General features: G+C 69.9%; 23 protein-coding genes. 7 read left to right on the top strand and 16 right to left on the bottom strand.

Going from position 1 to position 23884, the window contains the following annotated elements; translation table 11 throughout:
* Nucleotides 1-183: 183 nt before the first annotated feature.
* The 7 genes from ACFQV6_RS18395 to ACFQV6_RS18365 are packed head-to-tail and all read right to left on the bottom strand — an operon-like array spanning nt 184 to nt 8525.
* Nucleotides 184-1518, bottom strand: coding sequence for a polysaccharide lyase family 1 protein (locus ACFQV6_RS18395; RefSeq protein WP_378028714.1), 1335 nt, complete (start codon nt 1516-1518; stop codon nt 184-186).
* A 4-nt stretch (nt 1519-1522) separates the two neighbouring features.
* Nucleotides 1523-1858 (bottom strand): cupin domain-containing protein, encoded by a 336-nt coding sequence (locus ACFQV6_RS18390; RefSeq protein ID WP_378028713.1) that lies wholly within the window; start codon nt 1856-1858, stop codon nt 1523-1525.
* A gap of 38 nt (nt 1859-1896) precedes the next feature.
* Entirely contained in the window at nt 1897-3015 is a 1119-nt protein-coding gene (locus tag ACFQV6_RS18385; RefSeq protein ID WP_378028712.1) for a Gfo/Idh/MocA family protein, read from the bottom strand.
* The gene (locus ACFQV6_RS18380; protein WP_378028711.1) at nt 3012-4475 is read right to left on the bottom strand and encodes a mannitol dehydrogenase family protein; all 1464 of its coding nucleotides are present in this window, start codon (nt 4473-4475) and stop codon (nt 3012-3014) included. The genes ACFQV6_RS18385 and ACFQV6_RS18380 overlap by 4 nt, the downstream gene beginning before the upstream one ends.
* Nucleotides 4466-5755: an enolase C-terminal domain-like protein gene (locus ACFQV6_RS18375; RefSeq protein ID WP_378028710.1), complete on the bottom strand. Its 1290-nt coding sequence runs from the start codon at nt 5753-5755 to the stop codon at nt 4466-4468. Before ACFQV6_RS18375 ends, ACFQV6_RS18380 begins: the two co-directional genes overlap by 10 nt.
* The gene (gene uxaC / locus ACFQV6_RS18370) at nt 5752-7182 is read right to left on the bottom strand and encodes a glucuronate isomerase (protein ID WP_378028709.1); all 1431 of its coding nucleotides are present in this window, start codon (nt 7180-7182) and stop codon (nt 5752-5754) included. The genes ACFQV6_RS18375 and uxaC overlap by 4 nt, the downstream gene beginning before the upstream one ends.
* 8 nt (nt 7183-7190) lie before the next feature.
* Nucleotides 7191-8525, bottom strand: coding sequence for a Gfo/Idh/MocA family protein (locus ACFQV6_RS18365; RefSeq protein WP_378028708.1), 1335 nt, complete (start codon nt 8523-8525; stop codon nt 7191-7193).
* 213 nt (nt 8526-8738) lie between these two features.
* Here ACFQV6_RS18365 and ACFQV6_RS18360 point away from each other — a divergent pair, with 213 nt between their 5' ends.
* Genes ACFQV6_RS18360 through ACFQV6_RS18340 form a run of 5 tightly spaced genes read left to right on the top strand, consistent with a single transcriptional unit; the run spans nt 8739 to nt 13504 of the window.
* Nucleotides 8739-9764: a LacI family DNA-binding transcriptional regulator gene (locus tag ACFQV6_RS18360; RefSeq protein ID WP_378028707.1), complete on the top strand. Its 1026-nt coding sequence runs from the start codon at nt 8739-8741 to the stop codon at nt 9762-9764.
* Nucleotides 9765-9772: 8 nt separating this feature from the next.
* Nucleotides 9773-11080 (top strand): ABC transporter substrate-binding protein, encoded by a 1308-nt coding sequence (locus tag ACFQV6_RS18355; protein WP_378028706.1) that lies wholly within the window; start codon nt 9773-9775, stop codon nt 11078-11080.
* A 5-nt stretch (nt 11081-11085) separates the two neighbouring features.
* Entirely contained in the window at nt 11086-12063 is a 978-nt protein-coding gene (locus ACFQV6_RS18350) for a carbohydrate ABC transporter permease (protein ID WP_378028705.1), read from the top strand.
* Nucleotides 12063-12899: a carbohydrate ABC transporter permease gene (locus tag ACFQV6_RS18345; RefSeq protein ID WP_378028704.1), complete on the top strand. Its 837-nt coding sequence runs from the start codon at nt 12063-12065 to the stop codon at nt 12897-12899. Before ACFQV6_RS18350 ends, ACFQV6_RS18345 begins: the two co-directional genes overlap by 1 nt.
* An 11-nt stretch (nt 12900-12910) precedes the next feature.
* Complete coding sequence (locus tag ACFQV6_RS18340) at nt 12911-13504, top strand: hypothetical protein (protein ID WP_378028703.1); 594 nt, start codon at nt 12911-12913, stop codon at nt 13502-13504.
* A gap of 233 nt (nt 13505-13737) precedes the next feature.
* Here ACFQV6_RS18340 and ACFQV6_RS18335 read toward each other — a convergent pair whose 3' ends face one another.
* Nucleotides 13738-14205 carry an Lrp/AsnC family transcriptional regulator gene (locus tag ACFQV6_RS18335; RefSeq protein WP_378028702.1) on the bottom strand — a complete coding sequence of 156 codons (468 nt, stop codon included), beginning with the start codon at nt 14203-14205 and terminating at the stop codon, nt 13738-13740.
* A 131-nt stretch (nt 14206-14336) separates the two neighbouring features.
* On the opposite strand from ACFQV6_RS18335, the gene ald reads away from it, so the two are divergent.
* On the top strand, nt 14337-15452 hold the full coding sequence (gene ald, locus ACFQV6_RS18330) for an alanine dehydrogenase (protein WP_378028701.1): 1116 nt from the start codon (nt 14337-14339) through the stop codon (nt 15450-15452).
* A gap of 107 nt (nt 15453-15559) precedes the next feature.
* Here ald and ACFQV6_RS18325 read toward each other — a convergent pair whose 3' ends face one another.
* Together ACFQV6_RS18325 and ACFQV6_RS18320 are read right to left on the bottom strand one after the other, a co-directional pair.
* Complete coding sequence (locus tag ACFQV6_RS18325; protein WP_378028700.1) at nt 15560-15748, bottom strand: hypothetical protein; 189 nt, start codon at nt 15746-15748, stop codon at nt 15560-15562.
* Between the two features lie 89 nt (nt 15749-15837).
* Complete coding sequence (locus ACFQV6_RS18320) at nt 15838-17397, bottom strand: beta-1,3-glucanase family protein (RefSeq protein ID WP_378028868.1); 1560 nt, start codon at nt 17395-17397, stop codon at nt 15838-15840.
* Nucleotides 17398-17634: 237 nt separating this feature from the next.
* Here ACFQV6_RS18320 and ACFQV6_RS18315 point away from each other — a divergent pair, with 237 nt between their 5' ends.
* Nucleotides 17635-18366, top strand: a complete 732-nt coding sequence (locus tag ACFQV6_RS18315; RefSeq protein WP_378028699.1) for a lytic polysaccharide monooxygenase — start codon at nt 17635-17637, stop codon at nt 18364-18366.
* A gap of 131 nt (nt 18367-18497) precedes the next feature.
* On the opposite strand, the gene ACFQV6_RS18310 is transcribed toward ACFQV6_RS18315, so the two are convergent.
* The 6 genes from ACFQV6_RS18310 to ACFQV6_RS18285 form a co-directional block, all read right to left on the bottom strand.
* A complete protein-coding gene (locus ACFQV6_RS18310; RefSeq protein WP_378028698.1) occupies nt 18498-19325 on the bottom strand; it encodes a MetQ/NlpA family ABC transporter substrate-binding protein in 828 nt (275 codons plus the stop codon).
* Between the two features lie 71 nt (nt 19326-19396).
* On the bottom strand, nt 19397-20053 hold the full coding sequence (locus ACFQV6_RS18305; protein ID WP_378028697.1) for a methionine ABC transporter permease: 657 nt from the start codon (nt 20051-20053) through the stop codon (nt 19397-19399).
* Nucleotides 20050-21033, bottom strand: a complete 984-nt coding sequence (locus ACFQV6_RS18300; RefSeq protein ID WP_378028696.1) for a methionine ABC transporter ATP-binding protein — start codon at nt 21031-21033, stop codon at nt 20050-20052. Before ACFQV6_RS18300 ends, ACFQV6_RS18305 begins: the two co-directional genes overlap by 4 nt.
* A gap of 137 nt (nt 21034-21170) precedes the next feature.
* On the bottom strand, nt 21171-21839 hold the full coding sequence (locus ACFQV6_RS18295; protein ID WP_378028695.1) for a response regulator: 669 nt from the start codon (nt 21837-21839) through the stop codon (nt 21171-21173).
* Nucleotides 21840-21855: 16 nt separating this feature from the next.
* On the bottom strand, nt 21856-23091 hold the full coding sequence (locus tag ACFQV6_RS18290) for a sensor histidine kinase (protein WP_378028694.1): 1236 nt from the start codon (nt 23089-23091) through the stop codon (nt 21856-21858).
* Nucleotides 23088-23798, bottom strand: a complete 711-nt coding sequence (locus ACFQV6_RS18285) for a hypothetical protein (RefSeq protein WP_378028693.1) — start codon at nt 23796-23798, stop codon at nt 23088-23090. The genes ACFQV6_RS18290 and ACFQV6_RS18285 overlap by 4 nt, the downstream gene beginning before the upstream one ends.
* Between the last annotated feature and the right edge of the window lie 86 nt (nt 23799-23884).

The following is a 23884-nucleotide window of genomic DNA, read 5'->3' as shown; positions in this document are numbered from 1 at the left end:
GTGAGCAATTCTCATGAATGCCGAGAATGTTTAGGTGAACACACAGCGTGATCGATGCCCGGAAAAGACACAGTCGATCACCGCAACGTGCCCGCGTGACCGAAAACGGCCGGACAACGGCGGACAACGGCGGACAACGGCGAGCGCCGGGCGGCATCACCGCCCGGCGCTCGTCGCAGAAGGTCAGATCCGGCCCGCGCCCGCCTGGGCGTTGACCACCGCCGGCACCTGCGCCGTCGGTGTGATCGGACCGGGCCGCAGGACCGGGGTCCACCCCGCGTCCGTACCCAGATCGGGGTCGTGCGCCGCGTTGTACTCGGCGAGCAGGTCGACCGCCCGCACCGGGCCGGTGCCGACCCGGGTCAGGGTGCCGATCTCGGTGATCGCGGTGCCGCCCCAGTCGTAGACGAAGTCCTCGAAGGCGAGGTCCGCGCTGCGCAGCAGGAAGTTGTTCTCCGCGTAGATCGCCGACTGGACGCCGACACCCCACGAGTACGAGTACGTGTCCTCGTCCGTCAGGTAGTAGTAGTTGTTGTAGACGTCCACCTGCCCGAACCGGACCCGCGGCACCCGCTGCCCGACGTTGGCGAACTTGTTGTGGTGCACCGTGACGCGCAGCTTGCCGACGTCCGCGCCGACCGTGTTCGTCGACCCGATCAGCATCGTCTTGTCGTGCTCCTGGAACACGTTGTACGAGATCGTCACGTAGTCGGACGCCCGGATCACGTCGAGCGCCCCGTCGTGCACCTGGTACGGCCGCCCGAAGTACAGCGGCTGGTTCTCGTCCACGTTGTTGCCGTCGCTGAGCGTGTTGTGGTCGGCCCACACATGGGTCGCCCCGGTCAGCGTGATCAGGTCGTACGCCGAGTTCCAGTTGCCTGCCGACCCGTCAGTGGGGTCCCAGGACGGAAAGCAGTCGGCGGCGTCCTCGAGGCGCAGGTTCCGCACGATCACGTTGTCCACGTTCTGGATCAGCAGGTTCCCGCCGACGATCCGGGCGTTCGGCAGTCCGTAGATCGTGGTGTTGGCGCCGACCCGCAGGTTGATGCGGGCGCCCTGGTTACGCGCCGACCGGGCCCGGGCCTCCTCGAGAGGACCGGTGGGCCGGGTGGCCCGCCCCCACACCGCCGGATCGTAGGCGGCGAGGTAGGCGTCCAGGCTGTACGCCGGGTCCGCGTAGTCCGCGCAGGTCAGCGGCGCGCCGGAGTCGTCCTCGTTGGCACGGATGGTGCCGGCGATCAGGACGATCCGCGGTGTCGGGTCGGTTCCGCCGGCCAGGGCGGCGGCCAGTTCGGCACGGTTGCGCACCACGAACACGTGCGCGTCGTCGGCAGCGGCACCACCGGTGGTCCCGGTGGTGGCAGCCGCCCACCCGTCGTCCGGTGCGAGCACCTGGCGAGCAGCGGCGGGCACCGCGGCGGAGGCGGGCACCGCGGGGACAGCCGCGGAGGCGGGTACGGTGGCGACGCCGGCGAGGAGAACGCCGATCGTCACGGCGAGAGCGGTTTTGGACGGCATGGCGTTACGACACCGGTTCCAGGTGCATCCACACGAAGACCAGCGGCTGGTCGCCCCGGCTGATCAGGTGGTGGTCCTCGCCCGGTTCGAAGACGACGGCCTCACCGGCCTGGAACTTGTCGACCTCGGCACCGTCGATCTCGATCGCACCGCTGCCCTGCACGATCACGAAGACCTCGGGAACGGTGTGCACGTGCCGGCCTGGCTCGTCGTGGGTGCGAAAGTTCGGGTCCGCGTACACCCGGAAGCCGCCCTTCTGGACGACGTGGCCGGGCAGGACGCTGGTGAACTGCGGACCGCGGTGATGGTCCGCCAGCTCGGCGACGCTCAGTTTGCGCATGGGTCTCTCCTTTCCTTCTCAAAAGATGGAGATGAGGGTTACTCCTTCAACGTCACCCGGTGCGGGCCGGCCGCCCAGGTGACGCCGCTCTCGGACGGCAGGTCTCCGGTGGAGGCGACCTGCCGGACGAGCTCGTCGATGCCGTCCACGACCATGCCGCCACCGTCCGGGTGCGGTCGCAGCACGCTCTGCGGGATCGCCGCCGGCGGCGGCGCGGCGATGATGGCCTCGGCCACCGCGGTGAAGGTCCGGGTCCGTTCCAACGGCACAATCAGGGGTACGCCTGAGTCGCTCCGATGGTCGAGCAGGTTCTCCAGCAGCCCGGCCCGGCCCGGCACATGCCGCGCCTCGGTGTCGCCGGGCAGCCGGAGGCGGTCCGTCGGATACTCCAGCAGCGCCTCACCGATCCGGATCTCCCCGGCGATGAAGACCGGCGAGGCGAGCGTCACCGCCGCGGTGATCCGCTGCCCGTCCGCCCCGGTCAGCCGCACGAACGTGACGTCGTCGGTCTCGATCTCCCGGGACCGGTAACGCTCCGCCTCCAGCAGCTCGGGCCGGAAACCGCCGCCGGTCGCGTCCGCGATGACCAGCGACTGCATCAGCGCGTGGGCGAACGGGTTGACCAGGGCACCGTCGAGGACGGCGCGGCCGGCGACCGCCCGCCGCCCGGCCCACGGCGCCCGCAGGAAGTAGCTGTCCGGCCGCCACCACGCCCCGGCGACGCCGATCGGGCCGCTGGGAGCCGCCACGCACAGCTCGGCGAGGGCCGCCGACCCGAGTGCCTGGAAGCCCACCTGGCACAGCCGCCCGGTCTCCGCGACCGCCGCCGCCAGCCGGTCGTGTTCGCCGGCCGACATCACCGGCGGCTTCTCCAGCAGCAGGTCCGCGCCGGACGCGAGGACGTCGAGCGCGAGCGGCAGGTGGGTGTGCGGCGGGGTGCAGATGACGACCACCTCGGGGCGGGTGGCCGCCAGCATCTCCGCGTGATCGGCGAAGAACGGGACACCGTCGAGCGGCGCGTCCGGGTGCGGCTCCACCGGCTGCCGGTCGCAGAGCCCGGCCACGGTCACCCGCCCGGCGTCCGACAGCCGCTGGAGGGTGCGCCGGTGCCAGAGCCCGTGCCCGCCCGCCCCGATCAGCGCCACCCGTGTGCTCACGAGGAGAGCCCGCGGACCGTGGCCTCGACTCCGTGCCGGGCCAGTTCGCCGTACCAGCGGATCAGCTCGGCGCGCAGCACGTCGTCGCCGGCCAGTGACGGCGGGAACACCTCGCTGAGGCCGAGCAGGGCGTCGACAGTGCCGGCCGGGGTGTCCGGCGCGCCGGCGAGCACGGCCCGGATCCGGTCGGCCAGCGGGTCGTCCAGCGGCAGGCTCGCGCCGCTGTCACCGTACCCCCGCGCGAAGCGCATCCACGCGGCCAGGACCAATGCCGCCCAGACCGGGACGGCACCCGCCTCTCGCCGGTCGGCGATCGAGCCGAGCAGCCGGTGCGGCAGTTTCTGTGAACCGTCCATCGCCACCTGGATGTTGCGATGTCCCAGCTCGCGGTTGGCGAAGCGGGCGAGGGACGACTCGCCGTACTCGATCACGCTGACGCCCGGCGGCGGTTCGACGGTGGGCGCGATGTCCTCGGCGATGAACCGCCGCAGCAGGCCGGGCATGCCGGGCAGTTCGAGGGAGTCGGCGATCAGCTCGCGGCCGGCGAGGGCACCCAGATAGGCGCAGGCCGAGTGCACCGCGTTGAGGGCGCGCAGCTTGAGCGTCTCCCACGGGGTGACGTCGTCGGTGAGCACCGCACCGGCGGCGGCCCAATCGGGGCGCCCGCCGGGGAACCGGTCCTCGATCACCCACTGGGTGAACGGCTCCGCGACGACCGGGACCGCGTCGTCGGCACCCAGCGCCAGCGCCGCCCGCCGCCGGTGGTCCGGGCTGGTCGCCGGCACGATCCGGTCCACCATGGTGGCCGGGAAGGCCACGTCGGCCGGCAGCTGCGCGCCCGCCACCTCCAGGGCCTGGCTGACCAGCCCCTGGATCCGCGGGCCGTTGGCCATCAGGTTGTCGCAGCAGAGCACGGTGAGCGGGCCGCCGCCGGCCGCCTGCCGGCGGAGCAGCCCGCGGGCGAGAAGGGCCGGTACGGACACCGGCGGCGCCGCACCGGTGAGCTGGGCCCGCAGCTCGTCGTCGAGCAGCAGCCGCCCGTCCGGGTCCATCCGGTAGGCCTTCTCGGTCACGGTCATCGACACGATCCGGATGCCCGGGTCGGCGATCGCCGAGACCACGCCGTACGGGTCACCGGCGGCGTGCCCGAGACCGGCCAGGATGCCGATCGCGCGGGCCTCGTCCTCGGCTCCGCCGAGCGTGAGCACGCTGTAGAGCCCGTCCTGTTCGCGCAGCTGGTCGATGATCACCCGGGAGCGCGGCGCGACGCCGACGATGCCCCAGTCCCCGCCGGACGCGGCGACCGCGTCCTCGGTGAAGACCGCCTGGTGTGCGCGGTGGAAGGCGCCGAGCCCGAGGTGGACGATCCCCGGGCGGACCTCGCCGGGCTGCACCGCCGGACGGCTTCGCTGCGGCAGCGCGCTGATCGCGTCGCGGCCGAGGCGGTAGGTCACCGCCATGCCGGACCCTCCGGGAAGCTGAACTCGGCGATCGAGGCGGACTTCATCTCGACGCTGTAACCCGGCTTCGCGGGCAGCCGGTAGCGGCCCTCGACGACGGTGACCGGGTCGGTGAAGTGCTCGTGCAGGTGATCGACGTACTCGATCATGCGGCCCTCCAGGGACCGGCCGGCCCGCAGATAGTCGAAGATCGCCAGGTGCTGGACGTACTCGCAGAGGCCGACGCCGCCGGCGTGCGGGCAGACCGGCACACCGAACTTCGCGGCGAGCAGCAGGATGGCCAGCACCTCGTTGACGCCGGCGACCCGGCACGCGTCGACCTGGCAGACCTGGATCGCACCGGCCTGGAGCAGCTGCTTGAAGATCACCCGGTTGGCGGCAACCTCACCGGTGGCGACCCGGATCGGGTTCACCGCGCGCGCGATCCGGGCGTGGCCGAGCACGTCGTCGGCGTGGGTCGGCTCCTCGATCCAGTACGGGTCGTACGGCGCGAGCCGTTCCATCGCCGCGATCGCCTGGTCCACGTCCCACACCTGGTTCGCGTCCATCATCAGCAGCGCGCCCTGCGGCAGTTCCTCGCGGATGATGCGGGCCCGCCGCACGTCGTCCTCGAGCGGCCCGCCGACCTTCATCTTCACCGCGGTCCAGCCGTCGGCCACGGCTTGCCGGGTCAGGTCGCGCACCTTGGCGTCCGGGTAACCCAGCCAGCCGACGCTGGTGGTGTACGCCGGGAAACCGTTCTGCTCGAGATCGGCGAGGCGGTCGGCGTACCCGATGCTGTTCTTCTCCAGAAGCTCGCGGGCCTCGCCCGGGGTGAGCGCGTCGCTGATGTGCTGGAAGTCGATCGAGGCGACGATCTCGTCGGCGGAGAGCTCGGCCAGGTAGCGCCACATCGGCTTGCCCGCCAGCCGCGCCCGCAGGTCCCAGACCGCGTTGATCAGCGCGCCGGCCGCCATGTGGATGACGCCCTTCTCCGGGCCCAGCCAGCGCAGCTGCACGTCGGCGGTGATCGACCGGGAGAAGGCGACCTGATCGGCCTCGATCTCCTCAACGGTGCGGCCGGTGACGTGGTGCGCGAGGGCCTCGACGGCGGCGCAGGTGATCTCGTTGCCGCGGCCGTTGGTGAAGGTCAGGCCGCAGCCGGACACGCCGGCGTCGGTCGTCACCACGACGTAGGTGGCCGAGTAGTCGCCCTTGTTGATGGCGTCCGAGCCGTCGCCGGCGGCAGCGGTGGGGAACCGCACGTCGTGCACCTCGACCCCGGTGATCCGGACGGTCATGCGTTCGTCTCCTTCTGGTCCAGGCGGAAGACCTTCTTGGGCAGGTGGTAGGCCAGGTCGGCGATGGTCTCGGCGGCCTCGTCGAGCGGCAGGCGCCCCTCGGCGACCAGCCGGGCGAGGAAGCCGGCGTCGACCCGGCGGGACACGTCGTGCCGGGCCGGGATCGAGCAGAAGGCCCGGGTGTCGTCGACGAAGCCGGAGGTGTTGTAGAAGCCCGCCGTCTCGGTCACCGTCTCGCGGAACCGGCGCAGGCCCTCGGGGCTGTCCAGGAACCACCAGGGCGCACCCAGGTAGAGGGCCGCGTACCCGCCGGCGAGGGGCGCCAGCTCCCGGGTGAACGTGGTCTCGTCGAGGGTGTAGAGCACGACTCGCAGCCGTGGGTCGTCGCCGTAGCGGTCGAGCAGCGGCTGCAGGGCCCGGACGTATTCGGTGGGCGACGGGATGTCGCCGCCCACGTCGCGGCCGTGCCGGGCGTGCAGCGCCTTGTTGTGGTTGCGCATCGAACCGGGGTGCAGCTGCATGACCAGGCCGTCGTCGAGCGACATCCGGGCGAACTCGACGAGCATGTGCGCCCGGAACACCTCGGCGTCACGCTCGTCGGTCCCGCCGCCGAGCGCCTTGCGGTAGAGCACCGCGGCGTCGGCGTCGTCGAGCACCGCGGTCGCGGCGGTCGGGTGGCCGTGGTCGGAGCTGGTGGCGCCGGCCTCGATGAACGCGGCACGGCGCGAGCGGAGCGCGGCCAGGAAGCCGGGGAACGTGCCGACGTCCTGCCCGGTGAGCTCGCCCAGCGTGGCCACCCGGTCGCGCCAGCCGGCCCAGTCCAGGTCGACCAGGTTGTCCGGGCGGAACGTGGTGATCACCCGGCCGCCGGGGCCGCCCCAGCCGTCGGCGGCCAGCTTGGCGTGCGCGGACAGGTCGTCGATCGGGCTCTCGGTGGTCGCCAGGACCTCGATGTTGAACCGGGTGAACAGGGCCCGCGGCCGGAACTCCGCCTCGGTGAGGCGGGCGCTGAGCTCGTCGTAGATCTCGTCGGCGGTCGTGGCGTTCAGCGGCCTGGTGATGCCGAAGACGTCGGCGAACACCTTCTCGGTCCAGAGCCGGGACGGTGTGCCGCGGAACAGGTGCCAGTTGCCGGCGAGCAGGCGCCAGATCTCCCGGCCGTCGCTCTCCACCTCGGTGCCGTCGATGCTCGGCACACCGAGCCGGGCCGGCGGGATGCCCTGGCTGGCCAGCATCCGGGTCACGTAGTGATCGGGCACCACGAAGAGCCGGGCCGGGTCGGGGAACGGCCGGTCGTCGGCGAGCAGTGCCGGGTCCACGTGCCCGTGCGGGCTGATCAGGGGCAGGTCGCGGGCGTGCTGATAGAGCTCGCGCGCGATCTGCCGCTGCGTGGTCTCGGCGGGGAAGAGATGGTCTTCTTCGGGCACCGGGGCTCCTAGCGGTGGTTTGACAGGTCAAGAAGGTCGGTGACGCGTACGGCCTCGCCGGTGGCCAGCGATGCGTTGCCGGCCAGGCCGGTGAGCAGGGCACGGGCCCCGTCCACGGCGTCGGCCGAACGTCCCAGCGGATCGGCCGGGGCGTCGGGCCGGATGAGATCGGCGAGCATGCGCACGTCGCCGCCGCCGTGCCCGCCACGGGAATACCCTTCCACGGGCACCTCACGCGGCGGCGCCCAATAGGGCCGGACCAGCAGGCGCTTGAAGCCCTGCTCGGCCGTCGACTCGGCGCCCGGCTCACCCTTGACCCCGGCGGCCGCTGACGGTGCCACGTGGTCGCTCTCGACCACTTCGAACTCCAGGCGGCCCTTGCTGCCGTTGAACATCACCCGGTAGCCCTCCCACGGCGCGTACGCGGTGAGGTGGTAGCTCATCGAGGCGCCCCGGGAGTAGCGGACCAGCACGGCCATGTCGTCCTCGATGGACACACCGCCGGCGAACACGTTCTGGTCGCGGTGGTAGCCGTCGTGCTCCTCGGCCTCCAGGTAGAGCTCGCGCAGCCCGGGCTCGTCGGCGAGCCGCAGTGCGAACGGGTCTCCCTCGGCCTCGGCGGATCCGTGGGCACGCCGGTAGTCGCGGGCGTACCCGTGCCGGTGCCCCTGCTCGCCGTAGAAGAAGAGCCGGCCGGCCGCGAAGACCTGCTCGGGCTCGTCGGCGAGCCACCAGTTGACCAGGTCGAAGTGGTGGCTGGCCTTGTGCACCAGCAGGCCGCCGGAGTTGGCCTTGTCGCGGTGCCAGCGCCGGAAGTAGTCGGCGCCGTGGCGGACGTCGAGCAGCCACTCGAAGTGCACCGAGCCGATCTCCCCGATCTCGCCGGAGAGCAGGATCCGCTTCACCGCCTCGTGCAGCGGGTTGTAGCGGTAGTTGAACGTGACCTTGACCGACTTCCCGGGCGCGCGGCGCCCGGCGTCCAGGATGCGCCGGCAGCCGGCCACGTCCACGGTCATCGGCTTCTCGGTGATGGCGTCGCAGCCGGCGTCCAGCGCCGCCGCGACGTAGTGGTCGTGGTACCGGTCCACTGTGGTGACGAGGACGACGTCCACCCGCTCGCGCTTGAGCATCTCGGTGAAGTCCGCGGCGTCGTAGACCGGGACGGGCGGGACGCCGAGGGCGGCGAGCCGGGCATTGTGGACGGCTGGCCGGGCCGGGTTGGTATCGGCCAGGGCAACCAGTTCGGCCACGTCGGCGTGGTCGGTGGTGAGAGCCCGGAGAAAGAGACCGGCCCTGGCGCCGGCGCCCACGAGGGCGTACCGGCGGCGGGGTGACAACGACATTCCGTCGCCTCCATTCGGCAAACGTTTGCAACAGATTAGGGAGTAGACCGAGACGCAAGTCAATGGACAGTCTGCATTTGCCCGACTTTGTCAGGACTAGGACATCGGCACGCAACCACTTCGATATAGAAGGGCGTTGACATGCCAGCAACCGTTTGCATTAATGGCTCCACCGGAGAGATCCGGGTCACATCCGCAAGTCAGGGAGGCACCGTGGCCGTGACGATCCGGGACGTCGCTAGGGCGTCCGGCGTGCACATCTCCACGGTGTCGCGCACCTTCTCCGCACCGCACCTGGTCAACCCCGAGACCCGTTCCCGGGTGCTGGCCACCGCGGAGCAGCTCGGTTACCGCCCCAACCGGGCGGCCCGGGCCCTGATCACCGGACGCACGCACAACATCGGCCTGATCGTGGCCGACATCGCCAACCCGTTCTTCCCGCCCTTGATCAAGGCGGCCGAGACCCACGCCCGGCGGCGCGACTACCACGTCTTCGTCGCCGACACCGACGAGGACCCCATCGTCGAGGCCGACCTCGTGCAGGCCCTGGCCAAGCAGGTCGACGGGATCCTGCTCTGCAGCCCGCGGATGAGCGACGACCAGATAGAACAGCTGCGCCGCGAGGTGCCGCTGGTCGTCGTTAACCGCATGATCACCGGACTTCCCGCGGTGGTCATGGATGTGGGGCACGGCGCCCGTCAAGCCATCCGGCACCTGCTCGACCTGGGCCACCGCCACCTGGTCTACCTGGCCGGGCCGCGTGGCTCATGGACCAACCGGGAGATCCGCCGAGCCGCCGGGGCCACTGCCCGTGCGGCTGGTGCGGAGCTGACCGTCCTCGGTCCGCACCAGCCGGTCGAGGAGACCGGCGCCGCGGCAGCCGAGGCGGTTCTCGCCACCGGTGCCACAGCCGTCCTGGCCTACAACGACCTGATGGCGATCGGCCTACTCCAGGCACTGCAGGACCGCGACATCGCGGTGCCCGGACAGATCAGCGTCGTCGGCATCGACGACATCGCCTACAGCGGTCTGATCCGCCCGAAGCTCACCACCGTGGCGAACCCGACCGCCGCGGCCGGGCGCGCCGCCGTCGACATGCTGCTGCAGCAGGGCGACGACGGGGCAACCGGCCAGGTCACCCTCCGGACCGACCTGATCATTCGCAACTCCACCGGCCCCGGGCCGTACACCCCGGCCGCCGCGACCACCGCTGAGGTAGCCGCAACCGTCAAGGAGTGACGACAAGCATGACCGCACCCAAGTCCTTCGCCCGCCCCACACGACGCCGCCTGCTGAGCGGCCTCGTCGCCGGGATGATCGCCCTTCCCCTGGCGCTCGGCGCCTGCGGTGACGGGGAGGAGTCCGGCGGCGACGGCAAAGTCGAGCTGAGCTTCTTCTGGTGGGGTGGCGAGGCTCGCGCCGAACTCACCGAGAAGGCTCTCGACCTCTACACCGCCAAGAACCCCAACGTCACGTTCAAGAAGACCTGGCAGGCCAACCAGGGTTACTTCGACAAGCTGGCGACGCTCACCGCTGGTGACGACGCGCCGGACATCTTCCAGATCGACGACAACTTCCTCTCCGAGTACGCGACCCGCAACGTCACGCTCGACCTCACCACGTACCAGAACTCCGGCAAGCTCGACCTGACGAAGTTCCCCGAGGGCCTCTGGAAGTACGGCGTGGTCGACGGCAAGCTCGCCGGCGTGGCCATGGGCGAGAACACCCAGGGCCTGGTCTTCAACAAGACCAAGCTGGAGGCCGCCAAGCAGCCGCTGCCCACCACCGGCATGAGCTGGGACGACTTCATCACCTGGGCGAAGACCGCGGGACCGGCCACCAAGGTGGCGGGCACCATGGACCCGAGCGCCGACTACAAGGCCTTCTGGGTCTGGCTGCGCCAGAACAACAAGGACCTCTACGTGAACGGCCAGCTCGGCTTCACCAAGGAGGACGTGCAGGCCTGGTTCGAGCTGTGGAAGGGCGCCCGCGACAGCAAGGCCACCCCGACCGCGGACATCATCCACGAGGGCAACGCCACCGACATCACCAAGCAGCTCGTGGTGACCAACAAGGCGCTCACCTCCTGGGTCTGGGCCAACCAGATGCCCGAGCTCCAGAAGAACACCAAGGACGAGCTGGGCGTCGTCGCGTACCCGGGCAACCCGAGCGCGCAGTGGCCGCGGGCCTCGATGTACCTGTCGGTCTTCCGCGGCACCGAGCACAAGGACATCGCGGCGGACGTGCTGAACTTCCTCTCCAACGACCCGGAAGCCGGCGCGATCCTCGGCACCGACCGCGGCCTGCCGTCCAACCTGGACATCCGCAAGTCCGTGGCCGCCTCCACCGACAACCCCGCCATGAAGCTCTCGATCGCCTTCGAGGACGAGATGCAGGCGAAGTTCGGCCCGGCTCCCGCGGTGCCGCCGAAGGGCCACAGCACGGTCCGCTCCGAGCTGATCAAGGCCGCTGAGGAAGCTCAGTACGACCGCGCCACCCCCGCTGAGGCCGCCGAGCAGTTCTTCGCAGCCAGCCAGGCCGCGATCAGCCGGTGACCCCTGTGGCCGTCACCAGTACCCGGCCCGCACAGCATCGGCCGCCGGCCGGTCCCGCCGCCTCAGGGCGGCGGGGCCGGCCCGCCCGGCGCGACAGCGACGGCGCTGCCGGCTACGTCTTCCTCTCACCCTGGCTGCTCGGGTTCCTGGCGATCACCGCCATCCCGATGATGATGTCGCTCTACCTGAGCTTCACCAACTACGACGTCCTCAGCGACTGGTCGTCGATGGAGTGGATCGGGTTCGACAACTACCGCCAGATGTTCACCGAGGACCCGTCCTTCTGGCACGCGGTCCGGGTCACCCTCACGTTCGCGCTGGTGGCGACCCCGCTCAAGCTGGCCGCGGCGCTCGGCGTCGCGCTGCTGCTGAACCGCCCGTTCCGCGGCGCCGGCGTCTTCCGGGGCCTGTTCTACCTGCCGTCGCTGCTGGGCGGCAGCGTGGCGCTGGCCATCGTCTGGGTCAACATGTTCAACCGCGACGGTGCCTTCAACTCGTTCCTCGGCTGGTTCGGCATCGAGGGCAAGGCCTGGGTCAACGACCCGGACTACGCGCTCGGCACGCTGATCCTGCTGGCGGTGTGGCAGTTCGGCGCCCCGATGGTGATCTTCCTGGCCGGCCTGAAGCAGGTGCCCGTCGAGCTGTACGAGGCGGCCTCGGTGGACGGCGCCGGACCGGTCCGCAAGTTCTTCAACATCACGCTGCCGATCCTGTCGCCCGTCATCTTCTTCAACCTGGTGCTCGAGACCATCAACGGCTTCCAGGGCTTCACCTCGGCGTTCGTACTCAGCAACGGCACCGGCGGCCCGGTGGACTCCACGCTGATGTACACGCTGCACCTCTACATCAAGGGCTTCACCGAGTACCAGATGGGCTACGCCTCGGCGATGGCCTGGGTCTTCCTGCTCACCATCGGTCTGCTGACGGTGATCATCTTCCGTACCGGCAAGTTCTGGGTCCACTACTCGGACGGAGACGACTGATGCCACTCCGCAGGCTGTCGCGGCCGCTGGTGCTGCTCCTGCTGACCGCGATCGTCCTCTATCCGCTGGTCTGGATGCTCGGCAGCTCGTTCAAGTCGCCGCAAGAGGTCCTGAACAACATGTCGGTGTTCCCGGAGGTGTTCACCCCGGCCAACTACACCGACGGCTGGCACTACTTCGACGTCGCGTTCGGGCGGTTCTTCCTGAACAGCGCGCTCGTTGCCGGGCTCACCGTGGTCGCCAACTGCGTCTCGTGCCTGCTCGCCGCGTACGCGTTCGCCCGCCTGCGGTTCAAGCTGCGCGGCTTCTGGTTCGCGATCATGATCGGGACGCTGCTGCTGCCCGGCCACGTGCTGATCGTGCCGCAGTTCGTGATGTTCAAGACCTTCGGCTGGGTGGGCGGCGACTGGCCGTACCTGCCGCTGCTCGTACCGCAGCTGCTGGCCACCGAGGCGTTCTTCGTCTTCCTGATGGTCCAGTTCATGCGGGGTGTCCCCCGCGAACTCGACGACGCCGCGAAGATCGACGGCTGTACGCCGTACGGCGTGTTCCGCCACGTCATCCTGCCGCTGAGCCGGCCCGCTCTGGTCTCCACGGCGATCTTCTCGTTCATCTGGACCTGGAACGACTTCTTCCGCCAGCTGATCTTCCTGTCCGACCTGGAGAAGTACACCGCGCCGGTGGCACTGACCATGTTCATCGACTCGTCCGGCCAGTCCGCGGTCGGTCCGATGTTCGCGATGTCGGTGCTCTCGCTGGCACCGGTCTTCATCTTCTTCGTCGCCTTCCAGCGGATGCTCGTCGAGGGCATCAACACCTCGGGCCTGAAGGGATGACCGTGACCGGGATGCCGAACTGGCCTCGGGAGGAGGCGCCGGCCGTACGCCCGGACTGGCGTGAACGGCTGTCGCTCGCCACCGACCTGGCGCTGATCGGCTTCCTGGTGACACTCGCGGCGCTGCCGGTGCTGACCGCACCGGCGGCCCTCGCGGCGGGCTCGGCGGCGGTCCGGCACCGGTACGCCGACGGCGGCCTCCCCCGGGTGCGCCCGCTTCTCGGCCTCTACCGGCGGCTGATCCTGCCCGGCATCCCGGTGACACTGGTAGCGCTGGTTCTGCTGGTGGACCTGATGGCGATCAGCCGCGGCCGGGTCCCCGGCGGTCCGGTGCTGTTCTTCGGCACCGCCGCGGTGGCCGCCTGGCTCGGCGGGTTCGCCACCCTGGCGGTCGTGGCGATCGGCCGCGACCCCGACCGGCCGTTGCGCGAAGCGGCGGCCTGGGCCTGGCAGAGGGCCACCACCCGCCCCTGGTCGGCCGTCGCGCCGGCCCTTGCCGGCGTGCTCGCCTTCTTCCTGGCCCTGTCCGTCCCGGCGACGATCCCCCTGGTCGTCGGCTTCCAGCTGTTCGCCGCCCACGTGATCAGCGACCGCCTGTCCCCCTGAGCACCCGGCACACCAGCTGCCTCCCAGCGCTGCCTCCCAGCGCGCGAAAAGCACCGCCCAGCACCAGCCGAACCACCAGCTGGCAGTGAGCGGGGGGTTCGAGCGCGAAAAGCACCGCCCAGCACCAGCCGAACCAACCAGCTGGCAGTGAGCGGGGGGTTCGAGCGCGAAAAGCACCGCTCAGCACCAGCCGAACCACCCGTCTGGCCGTGAGCGGCGGGCCACCCCGGCGGCTAATTGCCCCTTCGGTGCTCGAAGATCAGGTAGGTCTCGGTGCCCGCGATCAGCCGCGTCCCGCTGAGCCGCTCGGTGATCACCGAGCGCAGGTCGTCGACGTCCGCGGCGGCCACGTGGAGAAGGAAGTCGTACGACCCGGAGACGAAGTAGACGTCGCGGACCGCGGGGATCCCGGCCAGGGACTCGGCGAACTTGCCGATCGCGTCGCGGGCGTCCGACCGGATCCGCACGGCGATCATCGCCTGGATGGGGCGGCCGATCCAGGCCGGGTCAACGTCGGCGTGGAAGCCGCGGATCGCGCCGATCTCGCGCAGCCGCCGAACCCGGGTCAGGCAGGTCGAGGGAGCGATGCCGACCCGGTCGGCCAGAGCGTTGTTGGGCATCCGGCCGTCGGCACGCAGCAGGCTCAGCAGCTCCAGATCGATCTCGTCGAGGCCTCGAAGATCCTTCGGCAGGTCGGTCATCGTGACGGCCTGGAATGCATAATCTGCGCCACAGACGTTACGAACAGAATCTCATTCGCTCGTCTTGCCTGTTCACTGCACATCGTTCCACCCTATCGCCAGTAGACGACGTGGTCGAAAGGGAAACCCCCATGCGCATCGGTGTGCCGAAAGAGGTCAAGAACCACGAGTACCGGGTGGCCATCACCCCGGCAGGCGTGGTCGAAGCGGTACGCCACGGCCACGAGGTGATCGTGCAGCAGGGCGCCGGAACCGGCTCGGCGATCACCGACGAGGACTACGTCGCGGCCGGCGCCCGGATCGCCCCCACAGCCGACGCCGTGTGGGACGCCGCTGACCTGGTCCTCAAGGTCAAGGAGCCGATCGCTGAGGAGTACCACCGCCTGCGCGCCGGCCAGACCCTCTTCACCTATCTGCACCTCGCCGCCGACGCCGAGGGCACCAAGGCACTGCTCAACAGCAGGACCACCGCCATCGCGTACGAGACTGTGCAACTCGCCGACGGATCGCTGCCGCTGCTCGCCCCGATGTCCGAGGTGGCCGGCCGCCTCGCCCCGCAGGTCGGCGCCTACAGCCTGATGCGCAACAGCGGCGGCCGCGGCGTCCTCCCGGGCGGCGTACCCGGCGTCGCGCCCGCCAAGGTCACCGTCATCGGCGGCGGTGTCTCCGGCGTGAACGCGGCGACCATCGCCCTCGGCCTGGGCGCCGACGTGACGATCCTCGACCTGAGCCTGCCCCGGCTGCGGCAGATCGACGCCCAGTTCGGCGGGCGGGTCAAGACGCTGGTCTCGAACGCGTACACGATCGAGCAGTCCGCCCTCGAGGCCGACATGGTGATCGGCGCCGTGCTGGTGCCCGGCGCGAAAGCGCCGACCCTGGTCAGCAACGACCTGGTCAAGCGGATGAAGCCCGGCTCGGTCCTGGTCGACATCGCCATCGACCAGGGCGGCTGCTTCGAGGACTCGCGCCCGACCACCCACCAGGACCCGGTCTACACCGTCCACGAGTCGGTCTTCTACTGCGTGGCGAACATGCCCGGCGCGGTCCCCAACACCTCGACCTTCGCCCTGACCAACGCCACGCTGCCCTACGTCCTGCGCCTGGCCGGCCTCGGCTGGCGCGAGGCGCTGCGCGCGGACCCGGCACTCGCCCTGGGCCTCAACACCCACGACGGAATGCTCACCAACGACCTGGTCGGCACGGCCCTCGGTCTCCCCACCGAAAGGATCGACACGATCCTGGCCTGACGCCGCCCCTCCCCGCGCGCCCTCCGCTCCCCCGGAGGGCCGCGTCATTTCGAGGTCAGCGCCATTTCGAGGTCAGCGCCATTTCCGGGGTCAGCGCACGGTCCCGGTCAGCCGCCGGTCTCGTAGATCGCCCGCTGCTGCGCCTCACTGGGCGCGCTGTACGGCCGTGACTCGCCCCGCCGTGTCTCCACCAGGCCGACGTGATCGTCCGGCAGGACCCGGGGCGGCAGCGTGCCGAAGTTCGCCGAGCGCTGGCGCTCGACTCCGGCCGTTTCCAGGTCTTCTTCCTCGCTCATCCGCCGATTATGCGCCGCCCGCGCCCGATCGGAACAGAGATCGCGCCCGCCGCGAGGATCCACGGCGGGCGCGACTGGCGAGCTCGGTGTCAGCCGCGGCGCCAGGTCTGGTTGGCGCCGCCGTGGCAGTCCCACTGGAGCAGCTTCGCTCCGTCGTTGGCGTTCCAGGCGTCGATGTCCACGCACCGGCCCGACTGCGGGTTGCGCAGCACGCCGTTCGACTCCAGGACGAACTGCTGCGCCGCGTTGCCGCTGCAGGTCGCCAGCTGGATGATCGCGCCGTTGGCGGTCGAGCCCCAGGCCACGTCCATGCACTTGTTGTTCTGGGTCTGCAGCGCCCCGCCGGTGAAGGTCCACTTCTGGGCGCTGGTGTTGTTGCAGGTCCACATCTGGAGCTGCACACCGTCGTTGAAGGTGGCGTTCGGTACGTCGATGCACTTGCTGTTCAGGTTGCTGATCAGCGAGACCGCGCCCGTGCCGGGGTTGCTCGGGCCGCCACCGCCGGTGAACGGCGAGAGGATGATGCCGGCCGAGCGCGGGTCACCGTCGTGGACCAGCGACTCGAACGCGCCGACGTCGTCGAAGGCGAACGCGTACGCCTTGCCGTCCGACATGTTCTGGTGCACGACCTTGGCGTACACATTTGTGGGGTTGCTCTTGTAGAAGTCGTTCGCGTTGGTGCTCGGCTGGGTGTCGATGGTGCCGAGCGTGCCGCGGTTGAGAGCGGCGCACAGCGTACGCGAGATCGGGCCGACCACCTGATCGTTCGGTGCCGGCAGGTCGCCGTCGCAGCCCCAGACGCTCGACGACGACGGCCGGTTGAACGAGGCGACCCGGGTGCCGGACGAGTTGGTGAAGTTCATGACGTTGCCCGAGGTCCGGCCGGTGTAGCGAACGTTGGGCTGGTCACCGAACGGCACCACGGTCAGATTCTTGCCGGTGTACGCGTTCCACGCCGACGCGATGTACGGGTCGAGGTAGTTCGCGGCCATCAGCCCGGCGCCGGCCGCCTTGCCCGGCGCGAGCACGCGCAGCACGGTGCCGTCGGAGCGGGTACGCACCGTGTTCTGCCACCCGGCGGTGTTGCGCAGCGTGTTGATGACGTTGTCCCGGCCGTTGGCGACCACGTCACCCGTGCGCTTGGTCTGGCCGCTCGCCCCGGTGACGGTCACCGCGTGCGGGATGGCGAACATGTCGACCTGCGAGCTGTTCAGCCACAGGCCGGCGTCGTTGTAGGTGAACTCGCTCCAGTCGAACAGGATGTTGGCGTTGGGGTCGCCGGCCGCCCACGGAGCGGGCTGCACCAGGCCGTCCGGGGTGAGGAAGAACTTCAGCTTCTCACCGAGGGCCATGTAGACCCGGCCGGAGAAGCCGCGCGGGAAGTTCAGCTGGCTGCTGCCGCCGTTGCCCGAACCTTGGATGGACACGTCGGGGGCGGGCACCGGCGGGTTCGCCCCGCCGCTCCAGGCGGTGAACGTGCCCGCCTGGTTGACGTAGCCGAGCCGGCCGGAGGAGAGCTGGACACCGATCACGTACAGGTACACCGCTTCGCCACGGCCGGAGCTGTTGGTGACGGTGACCGGCAGGATGTTCGGGCCGATGGCTTGCGCCGCTGGTGGGGATACCGCGGCCGCGACCGGGATGGCCATGGCCAGCGCGGCGAGGGCGCGCAGGGCTCTACGCACGAGGGGTACCTCTTTCCGCTGCAGAGAGGACGAGAGAGCGCTCTCAGCAACGGTGGTACTTGTTAACAACCTTTGTCAATAGATGCCGAGCGATGTGAACTCGAGAATCGGCACATACCGGCACAGCCCTTTTCTGTTAGGAAAGCTTGCTTTATATTCCTGTCACACCCATCAATCGACGTTCATCGCTGGAGGAGTGACATGCGCAAGTTGATCGTCACGTTAACCGCCGCCCTGTTGGGCGCCGCCGGGTCGCTCCTGGTGGTCTCCCCAGCCTCCGCACACGGATACGTCTCCTCACCGCCCAGCCGCCAGGCGCTCTGCGCGCAGAACAAGGTCTCCTGCGGGCAGATCAAGTACGAGCCGCAGAGCGTCGAAGGACCGAAGGGGCTGCGTAACTGCCACGGCAACAACGCCCAGTTCGCCGAGCTCAACGACGACAGCAAGGGCTGGCCGGCCACGAACGTCGGCACCTCGCTGACGCTGACCTGGATCAACACGGCGCGGCACGCCACGACCGGCTGGGAGTACTTCATCGGCGGCACCCGGGTGGCGTCGTTCAGCGGTAACAACCAGCAGCCGCCCGCCACGCTCTCCCACACGATCAACCTGGGCGGCTTCTCCGGCCGCCAGAAGATCCTCGCCGTCTGGACCATCTCGGACACGGCGAACGCCTTCTACTCCTGCATCGACGTGAACGTCGGCGGCAGCGGTGGCGGCGGTGGCACCACTCCCCCGCCGTCCGGCTGCTCGTCGGCGGCGTGGAGCAGCAGCGCGGTCTACGTCGGCGGCAACACGGTGTCGCACAACGGCCGCATCTGGCGGGCCAAGTGGTGGACGCAGGGCGAGACGCCCGGCGCGGCCGACGTCTGGGCCGACCAGGGCGCCTGCGCCTCCCTCACCACCGCACTCGCGGCAGCGAAAGCCGGCTGACGAACCGGCTGACAAAAAAGCCGCCGCGCTGACCCCGAGGGATCAGCGCGGCGGCACCAACAAGCGCGCGGCACCAACAAGCGCGCGGCACCAACAAGCGCGCGGCACCAAGAAGCGCGGTTACAAGACACTCAGAACGCGGCGAGCACCGACCCCTGGTACTTGTCCTCGATGAACTTCTTCACCTCGGCCGAGTGCAGCAGCTTCTCCAGCTTCACCACCCGGGCGTCACCCTCGTCACCGGTACGCACCACGACCAGGTTCGCGTACGGGTTGTCCTCACCGCTCTCCAGCGCGAGCGAGTCGGTGGCCGGCTTGAGACCGGTCTCGATCGCGTAGTTGCCGTTGATCACCGAGATCGCGGTGTCCTCCAGGCTGCGGGGCAGCTGAGCCGCCTCGAGGGCCTTGAACTCCAGGTTCTTCGGGTTCGCGACGATGTCCTTCTCGGTGGCCTTGACACCCACGCCGTCCTTGAGCGTGAGCAGGCCGTTCTTGGCGAGCAGGCTCAGGGCGCGACCCGAGTTGGACGGGTCGTTCGGGATGCCGACGACACCACCGGACGGCACCTCGGCGAGGGTCTTGACCTTCTTGGAGTACACGCCGAGCGGCTCGATGTGCACGGGCTTGAGCGCCGTGAACTTGTAGCCCTTGGACGCGACCTCCTCCTCCAGGTACGGGATGTGCTGGAAGTAGTTGGCGTCCAGCTGCTTCTCCTGGAGGGCCACGTTCGGCTGGATGTAGTCGTTGAACTCGACGATCTCCAGCTTGAGGCCTTCGGCAGCGGCGAGGTTGTCGGAGACGTACTTGAGGATCTCGGCGTGCGGGACCGGGCTGACCCCGACCTTGAGGGTGTCCGAGGAGGACGACGCTGACGAGTCGTCGTCGGACGAGCCGCAGGCGGCCAGTCCCAGGACGAGGGAGGCGGCGGCCAGGACGGCGGCTACGGAGCGGCGGCGCATGACTTTCCTTTCAGATCAATGGGAGATGCAGGAAATAGGGCACAGGGTGGCGCCGGAGCACCACACGGGTATCAGCGGTGGGAGAGCCGCCGGACGAGCAGGTCACCCACCATCTGGACGAGTTGGACGAAGACCACCAGCGCCACCACCGTGGCGATCATGACCTCGGTCTCGAAACGCTGGTAGCCGTACCGGATGGCCAGGTCACCGAGGCCGCCGCCGCCGACCACGCCCGCCATCGCCGAATAGCCGACGAGCGCGATCACCGTGATCGTCAGCCCGGCGACCAGCGCCGGCAGCGCCTCGCGGAACAGCACCTTGCCGACGATCTGGCGGCGGGTGGCGCCCATCGCGGTGGCCGCGGCGACCACGTCCGGCGGCACCTCACGCAGCGCCGACTCGACGATCCGGGCGAAGAACGGGATGGCACCGATGGTCAGCGGCACGATCGCCGCGTCGGTGCCGATGGTGGTACCGACGATCGCCCGGGTGAACGGGATGACCGCCACCAGCAGGATGATGAACGGCAGCGACCGGCCGACGTTCACGATCAGGCCGAGCACGGCGTTGAGCGGCGGCACGGGCAGCATGCCACCCCGGTCGGTGAGCACCAGCAGCACGCCGACGAGCAGGCCACCGACCGCGGTGAGCAGCGCGGAGACGAACACCATCCACGCCGTCTCCTGGAAGCCGACCTCCAGAAGCTCGAGAACCTCGGTCCAGGTCACTGTGAAACTCCTACCTGGGCGCCCCGCTCACGCAGGAAGTCGAGAGCTTCGCGGTTGTCCGACGGCGCGCCCGGCAGGGCGATTCGCAGCCGCCCCGCGCGCGTCGCGGCGAGCGTTTCCACAGAACCACCCAGGATGCGTACGTCAGTGTCGAACCGCCGAGCCAACTCCGCGATGATCGGCGCGTCTGCCTCGGCACCGCTGACTGTCAGGTCGACGATCGTCGAGCCCGGCACGTCGACCAGGCTGTCCAGCGGGAACAGGTCACGGGCCAGCTCGGAGCCGGGCTTGCGCAGCAGGTCCGCGACCGTACCGGCCTCGACGAACCGCCCGTCGCGCATCACCGCGGCCGAGGTGCAGATCCGCTTCACCACTGTCATCTCGTGGGTGATCAGCAGGATGGTCAGCCCGAGACGGCGGTTCAGGTCGAGCAGCAGCCGCAGGATCGACTCGGTGGTCTCCGGGTCGAGCGCCGAGGTGGCCTCGTCGGAGAGCAGCACCTTCGGCCGGGCGGCGAGCGCGCGGGCGATACCCACCCGCTGCTTCTGCCCGCCGGAGAGCTGAGCGGGGTACGCCTCCGCCCGCTCGGTCAGCCCCACCAAATCGAGCAGCTCGGCGACCCGCGACCGGCGCTCGGCCCGCGGCACCCCGGTCACCTCCAGGGCGAACGAGACGTTGCCGGCGACCGTCCGCGACGACAGCAGCGCGAAGTGCTGGTGGATCATCCCGATGCCGTGCCGGGCCAGGCGCAACTGCTTGCGGCGCAGCGAGGTCAGCTCGACACCCGCCACGGTGACCCGGCCCTCGTCCGGGCGCTCCAGCATGTTCACGCAGCGCAGCAGCGTGCTCTTGCCGGCGCCGCTCTGGCCGAGAACGCCGTAGACCTCGCCCTCGCCGACGGTCAGGTCGACCCCGTCGACAGCTTTGACGGAGCGTTTGCGGGAGCGGTACGTCTTGCGAAGACCGCTGATTTCGATCACGTGAACACCCTGCTCAGCCGTTTGTGACGGACGCCGCAAACCCTACTCGGATGATGGGCTTTACGGCGGGCCCAAATGTAGCCGCCGAAACGCGTCAAGGCCACTCGATGTAACGACCCTCACGGGTTGTGTAACTTTCAAGCAGATGCCTCGTGGACGAGGATCGCCACCTGCACCCGGTTCGCGCAGCCCAGCTTGTCGAGCAGGCGAGAGACGTACGCCTTCACGGTCGGCACGCTCATGTGCAGCTCAACTCCGATCTCCGCGTTGGACCGTCCCTTCGCCACCGCATCGGCCACCTCCCGCTCCCGCTCCGTGAGCCGGTCCAGCACCGTGCCGGCACGCGTCGCCCGGCTGTCGCGCTCACCCTCCGCGAACCGGCCCACCGCGTACCCGATCAGCCGCGGAACAACCGCCGGCGCCAGGATCGACTCACCGGCCGCCGCCCGCCGCACCGCGCTCAGGATCTCGGTCGGCGCGATGTCCTTCAGCAGGAAGCCGTTCGCACCCAGCCGCAGCGCGCCGAGCAGGTGCTCGTCGGTGTCGAACGTGGTCAGCACCACGATCGCCGGCCTCGGCCCGTCGCGGCGCAGCTCCGCGGTGGCGGCCAGGCCATCCATCCGTGGCATCCGGATGTCCATCAGCACCACGTCCGGATGCAGCCGCCGGGCCGCCTCGACCGCTTGAGCCCCGTCCCCCGCCTCGCCCACCAGCTGCAGGTCCGGGTCCGCACCGAGCACCATCGACAGCCCCACCCGCACCAGAGGGTCATCGTCAGCGATCAGCACACGAATCAGCTCGGCCACAAGCAATCACACTCCGTCAGGTCGGCCACGGCAACCACGCTTCCAGGTGGAAACTCAGCCCGGTCCGCGGGTCCGCCCGAACACCGTGCCGCAGCCGCCCACCGATCAATTCCACCCGCTCGGCCAGGCCGACAAGACCGGCACCAGCACCGGGAACCGCCGGCGCGGGCGTGCCCGGCAACGGATTGGAGACCTCCACGTGCAACTCACCCCGGGCGTTCCTTTCGAGGAGCAGATGCACGGGTACGCCTGGAGCGTGCTTGCTCGCGTTGGTCAACCCCTCCTGCACCAGGCGGTACACGGTGCGCCCGAGGGACGGCCCGACCGTGGCGCCGTCGAGAAGATTGGCGGCGTTCACCCGTACCCCCGCTGTTTGCGCGTCCGCAAGAAGCTCGCCCAGATGGTGCAGGTCGGGTTGCGGCCGCAGGCCGTCGCCGGCGCCCGCACGCAGCACGCCGAGGATCTCCCGCAGGTCCTCCAGTGCCTGGTGAGCGCTGTCCCGGATGGTTGCGGCGGCCTTGGCGACCTCGTCCGCGGTCAGGTCCGGGCGGATCTGCAGAGCGCCCGCGTGCAGGCTCACCATCGAGATCCGGTGAGCCAGCGAATCGTGCATCTCGCGCGCGATCCGCTCCCGCTCCAGCGATCGCAACCGGTCAGCGCGCAGCCGCGCCTCCTCCTCCGCGCGCACCGCCCGCTCCCGCAGCGAGGCGATGAGCTCGCGCCGCGACCGGACCGCGACACCGACCGCCACAGTGGCCGCCAGCAGAGCCACCGAGAGCACCAGCTCGGCGAAGAAGGACATCTGCGGGTCGGGGCGCAGCCACATGTACCCGATCCCGACAAGCAGGTGCACGGCCAGGACGAGCGCGATCACCCGTCCTCGGCGCAGCGTGACCAGGGTGTAGAGGACGACCGCTCCCGCGTAGGCGGACGAGTCGGTGAAGATCCCGACCGGCGCGATGAGCAGCGCCATCGCGACCGGATGGCTGCGCCGCCACCAGATCAGCAGCGCGGTGACCCACCCGATCATCAGCATCGGCAGAACGTCGCCGCTGCCGATCCGGCCGCCCTCCTCGGCCTCACCCACCAGCACCAGCGCGAAGAACCACGACAGCAGGATCGCCGCCACGTCCACGGCCCGGTAGTGCGCCACCGCCAGCATCCGCCGTCCGATACCGATCAGCGCGGCCGTCGTCCCCCGCGCCGGCCCCGCCACCGTCCTCCCCGTGCTCTCCGGGGCGGCCTCTGTCATGAGCGGACCAGGGGGCGCCAGAACTGCTCGTCACCGTCATCGCGTACCGCGTACCCCAGCTGCTGAAGCGCGTCCCTCAGCTCGCCCGCCTCCTTGCCGGCCTTCTTCCGCAACGCGACGTCCCGCGCCGCCAGCACCGCCTCCACCGCGACCGGCAACCGACCACCCTCCGGCGTCCACCGCTGATAGAGCCCGGCGAACGGATCCGCGTCCCGCCACGGATACCCGAACTCCCGGAACGCCCGCTCCAGCACCGCCGCCTCCGCCTGCGGCTCACCCCGGAACGCCTGCTTGGACTCACGATCCAGTACCACCAGAACGTCCCCGTCCAGATAGACCGCCTCGATGTCGGCCCGGGACAGCACCCGCTCCTCATCCCCGAGGTCCAGCCGCACCCGCTCGGCACCGATCGTCACCCGTACGGTCCGGCGCAGGATCTCAAAGCTCGCCACCATCCCGAGCACCCCCAGGATCACCGCCTGAACCGCCACCTCCCACCACTGATCCATCGCACCGGCCAGCCGCCACACCACCCCGAACGGCAACCCGATCCCCCAGCTCAGCCCCCACCGCGCCACCGGCGGCACCACCACGGCCAGCAGCACACCCAGCGTCACCGGCCCGAACATCACCAGCACACGACCCATACCGCCGAGCGTCAGCACCACCGGCTCGCGGGTTCCCTCATCCCGGACTTCCTCATCCACAGCTCCGACGCTAGGCCCGCCCCACCCCCCTTCCCAGACGACCGAAGTCTCCCCCCGCCCAACTTTGGTATACCCCCCACCCCACC

Origin of the sequence: Actinoplanes sp. GCM10030250, assembly GCF_042666575.1 — a bacterium.
Classification (GTDB): Bacteria; Actinomycetota; Actinomycetes; order Mycobacteriales; family Micromonosporaceae; genus Actinoplanes.
The sequence above is the reverse complement of the archived record's forward strand: the minus strand, read 5'-3'. Positions and strand labels throughout refer to the sequence as shown.

Excerpts from the sequence above, each read along its gene's own strand:
- ACFQV6_RS18365 (WP_378028708.1), bottom strand. The coding sequence starts at position 8,525 with ATGTCGTTGTCACCCCGCCGCCGGTACGCCCTCGTGGGCGCCGGCGCC.
- ACFQV6_RS18290 (WP_378028694.1), bottom strand. The coding sequence starts at position 23,091 with ATGACAGAGGCCGCCCCGGAGAGCACGGGGAGGACGGTGGCGGGGCCG.
- ACFQV6_RS18325 (WP_378028700.1), bottom strand. The coding sequence starts at position 15,748 with ATGAGCGAGGAAGAAGACCTGGAAACGGCCGGAGTCGAGCGCCAGCGC.
- ACFQV6_RS18395 (WP_378028714.1), bottom strand. The coding sequence starts at position 1,518 with ATGCCGTCCAAAACCGCTCTCGCCGTGACGATCGGCGTTCTCCTCGCC.
- ACFQV6_RS18315 (WP_378028699.1), top strand. The coding sequence starts at position 17,635 with ATGCGCAAGTTGATCGTCACGTTAACCGCCGCCCTGTTGGGCGCCGCC.
- ACFQV6_RS18320 (WP_378028868.1), bottom strand. The coding sequence starts at position 17,397 with ATGGCCATCCCGGTCGCGGCCGCGGTATCCCCACCAGCGGCGCAAGCC.
- ACFQV6_RS18380 (WP_378028711.1), bottom strand. The coding sequence starts at position 4,475 with ATGGCGGTGACCTACCGCCTCGGCCGCGACGCGATCAGCGCGCTGCCG.
- ACFQV6_RS18310 (WP_378028698.1), bottom strand. The coding sequence starts at position 19,325 with ATGCGCCGCCGCTCCGTAGCCGCCGTCCTGGCCGCCGCCTCCCTCGTC.
- ACFQV6_RS18375 (WP_378028710.1), bottom strand. The coding sequence starts at position 5,755 with ATGACCGTCCGGATCACCGGGGTCGAGGTGCACGACGTGCGGTTCCCC.
- ACFQV6_RS18355 (WP_378028706.1), top strand. The coding sequence starts at position 9,773 with ATGACCGCACCCAAGTCCTTCGCCCGCCCCACACGACGCCGCCTGCTG.
- ACFQV6_RS18390 (WP_378028713.1), bottom strand. The coding sequence starts at position 1,858 with ATGCGCAAACTGAGCGTCGCCGAGCTGGCGGACCATCACCGCGGTCCG.
- ACFQV6_RS18335 (WP_378028702.1), bottom strand. The coding sequence starts at position 14,205 with ATGACCGACCTGCCGAAGGATCTTCGAGGCCTCGACGAGATCGATCTG.
- ald (WP_378028701.1), top strand. The coding sequence starts at position 14,337 with ATGCGCATCGGTGTGCCGAAAGAGGTCAAGAACCACGAGTACCGGGTG.
- ACFQV6_RS18345 (WP_378028704.1), top strand. The coding sequence starts at position 12,063 with ATGCCACTCCGCAGGCTGTCGCGGCCGCTGGTGCTGCTCCTGCTGACC.
- ACFQV6_RS18340 (WP_378028703.1), top strand. The coding sequence starts at position 12,911 with ATGCCGAACTGGCCTCGGGAGGAGGCGCCGGCCGTACGCCCGGACTGG.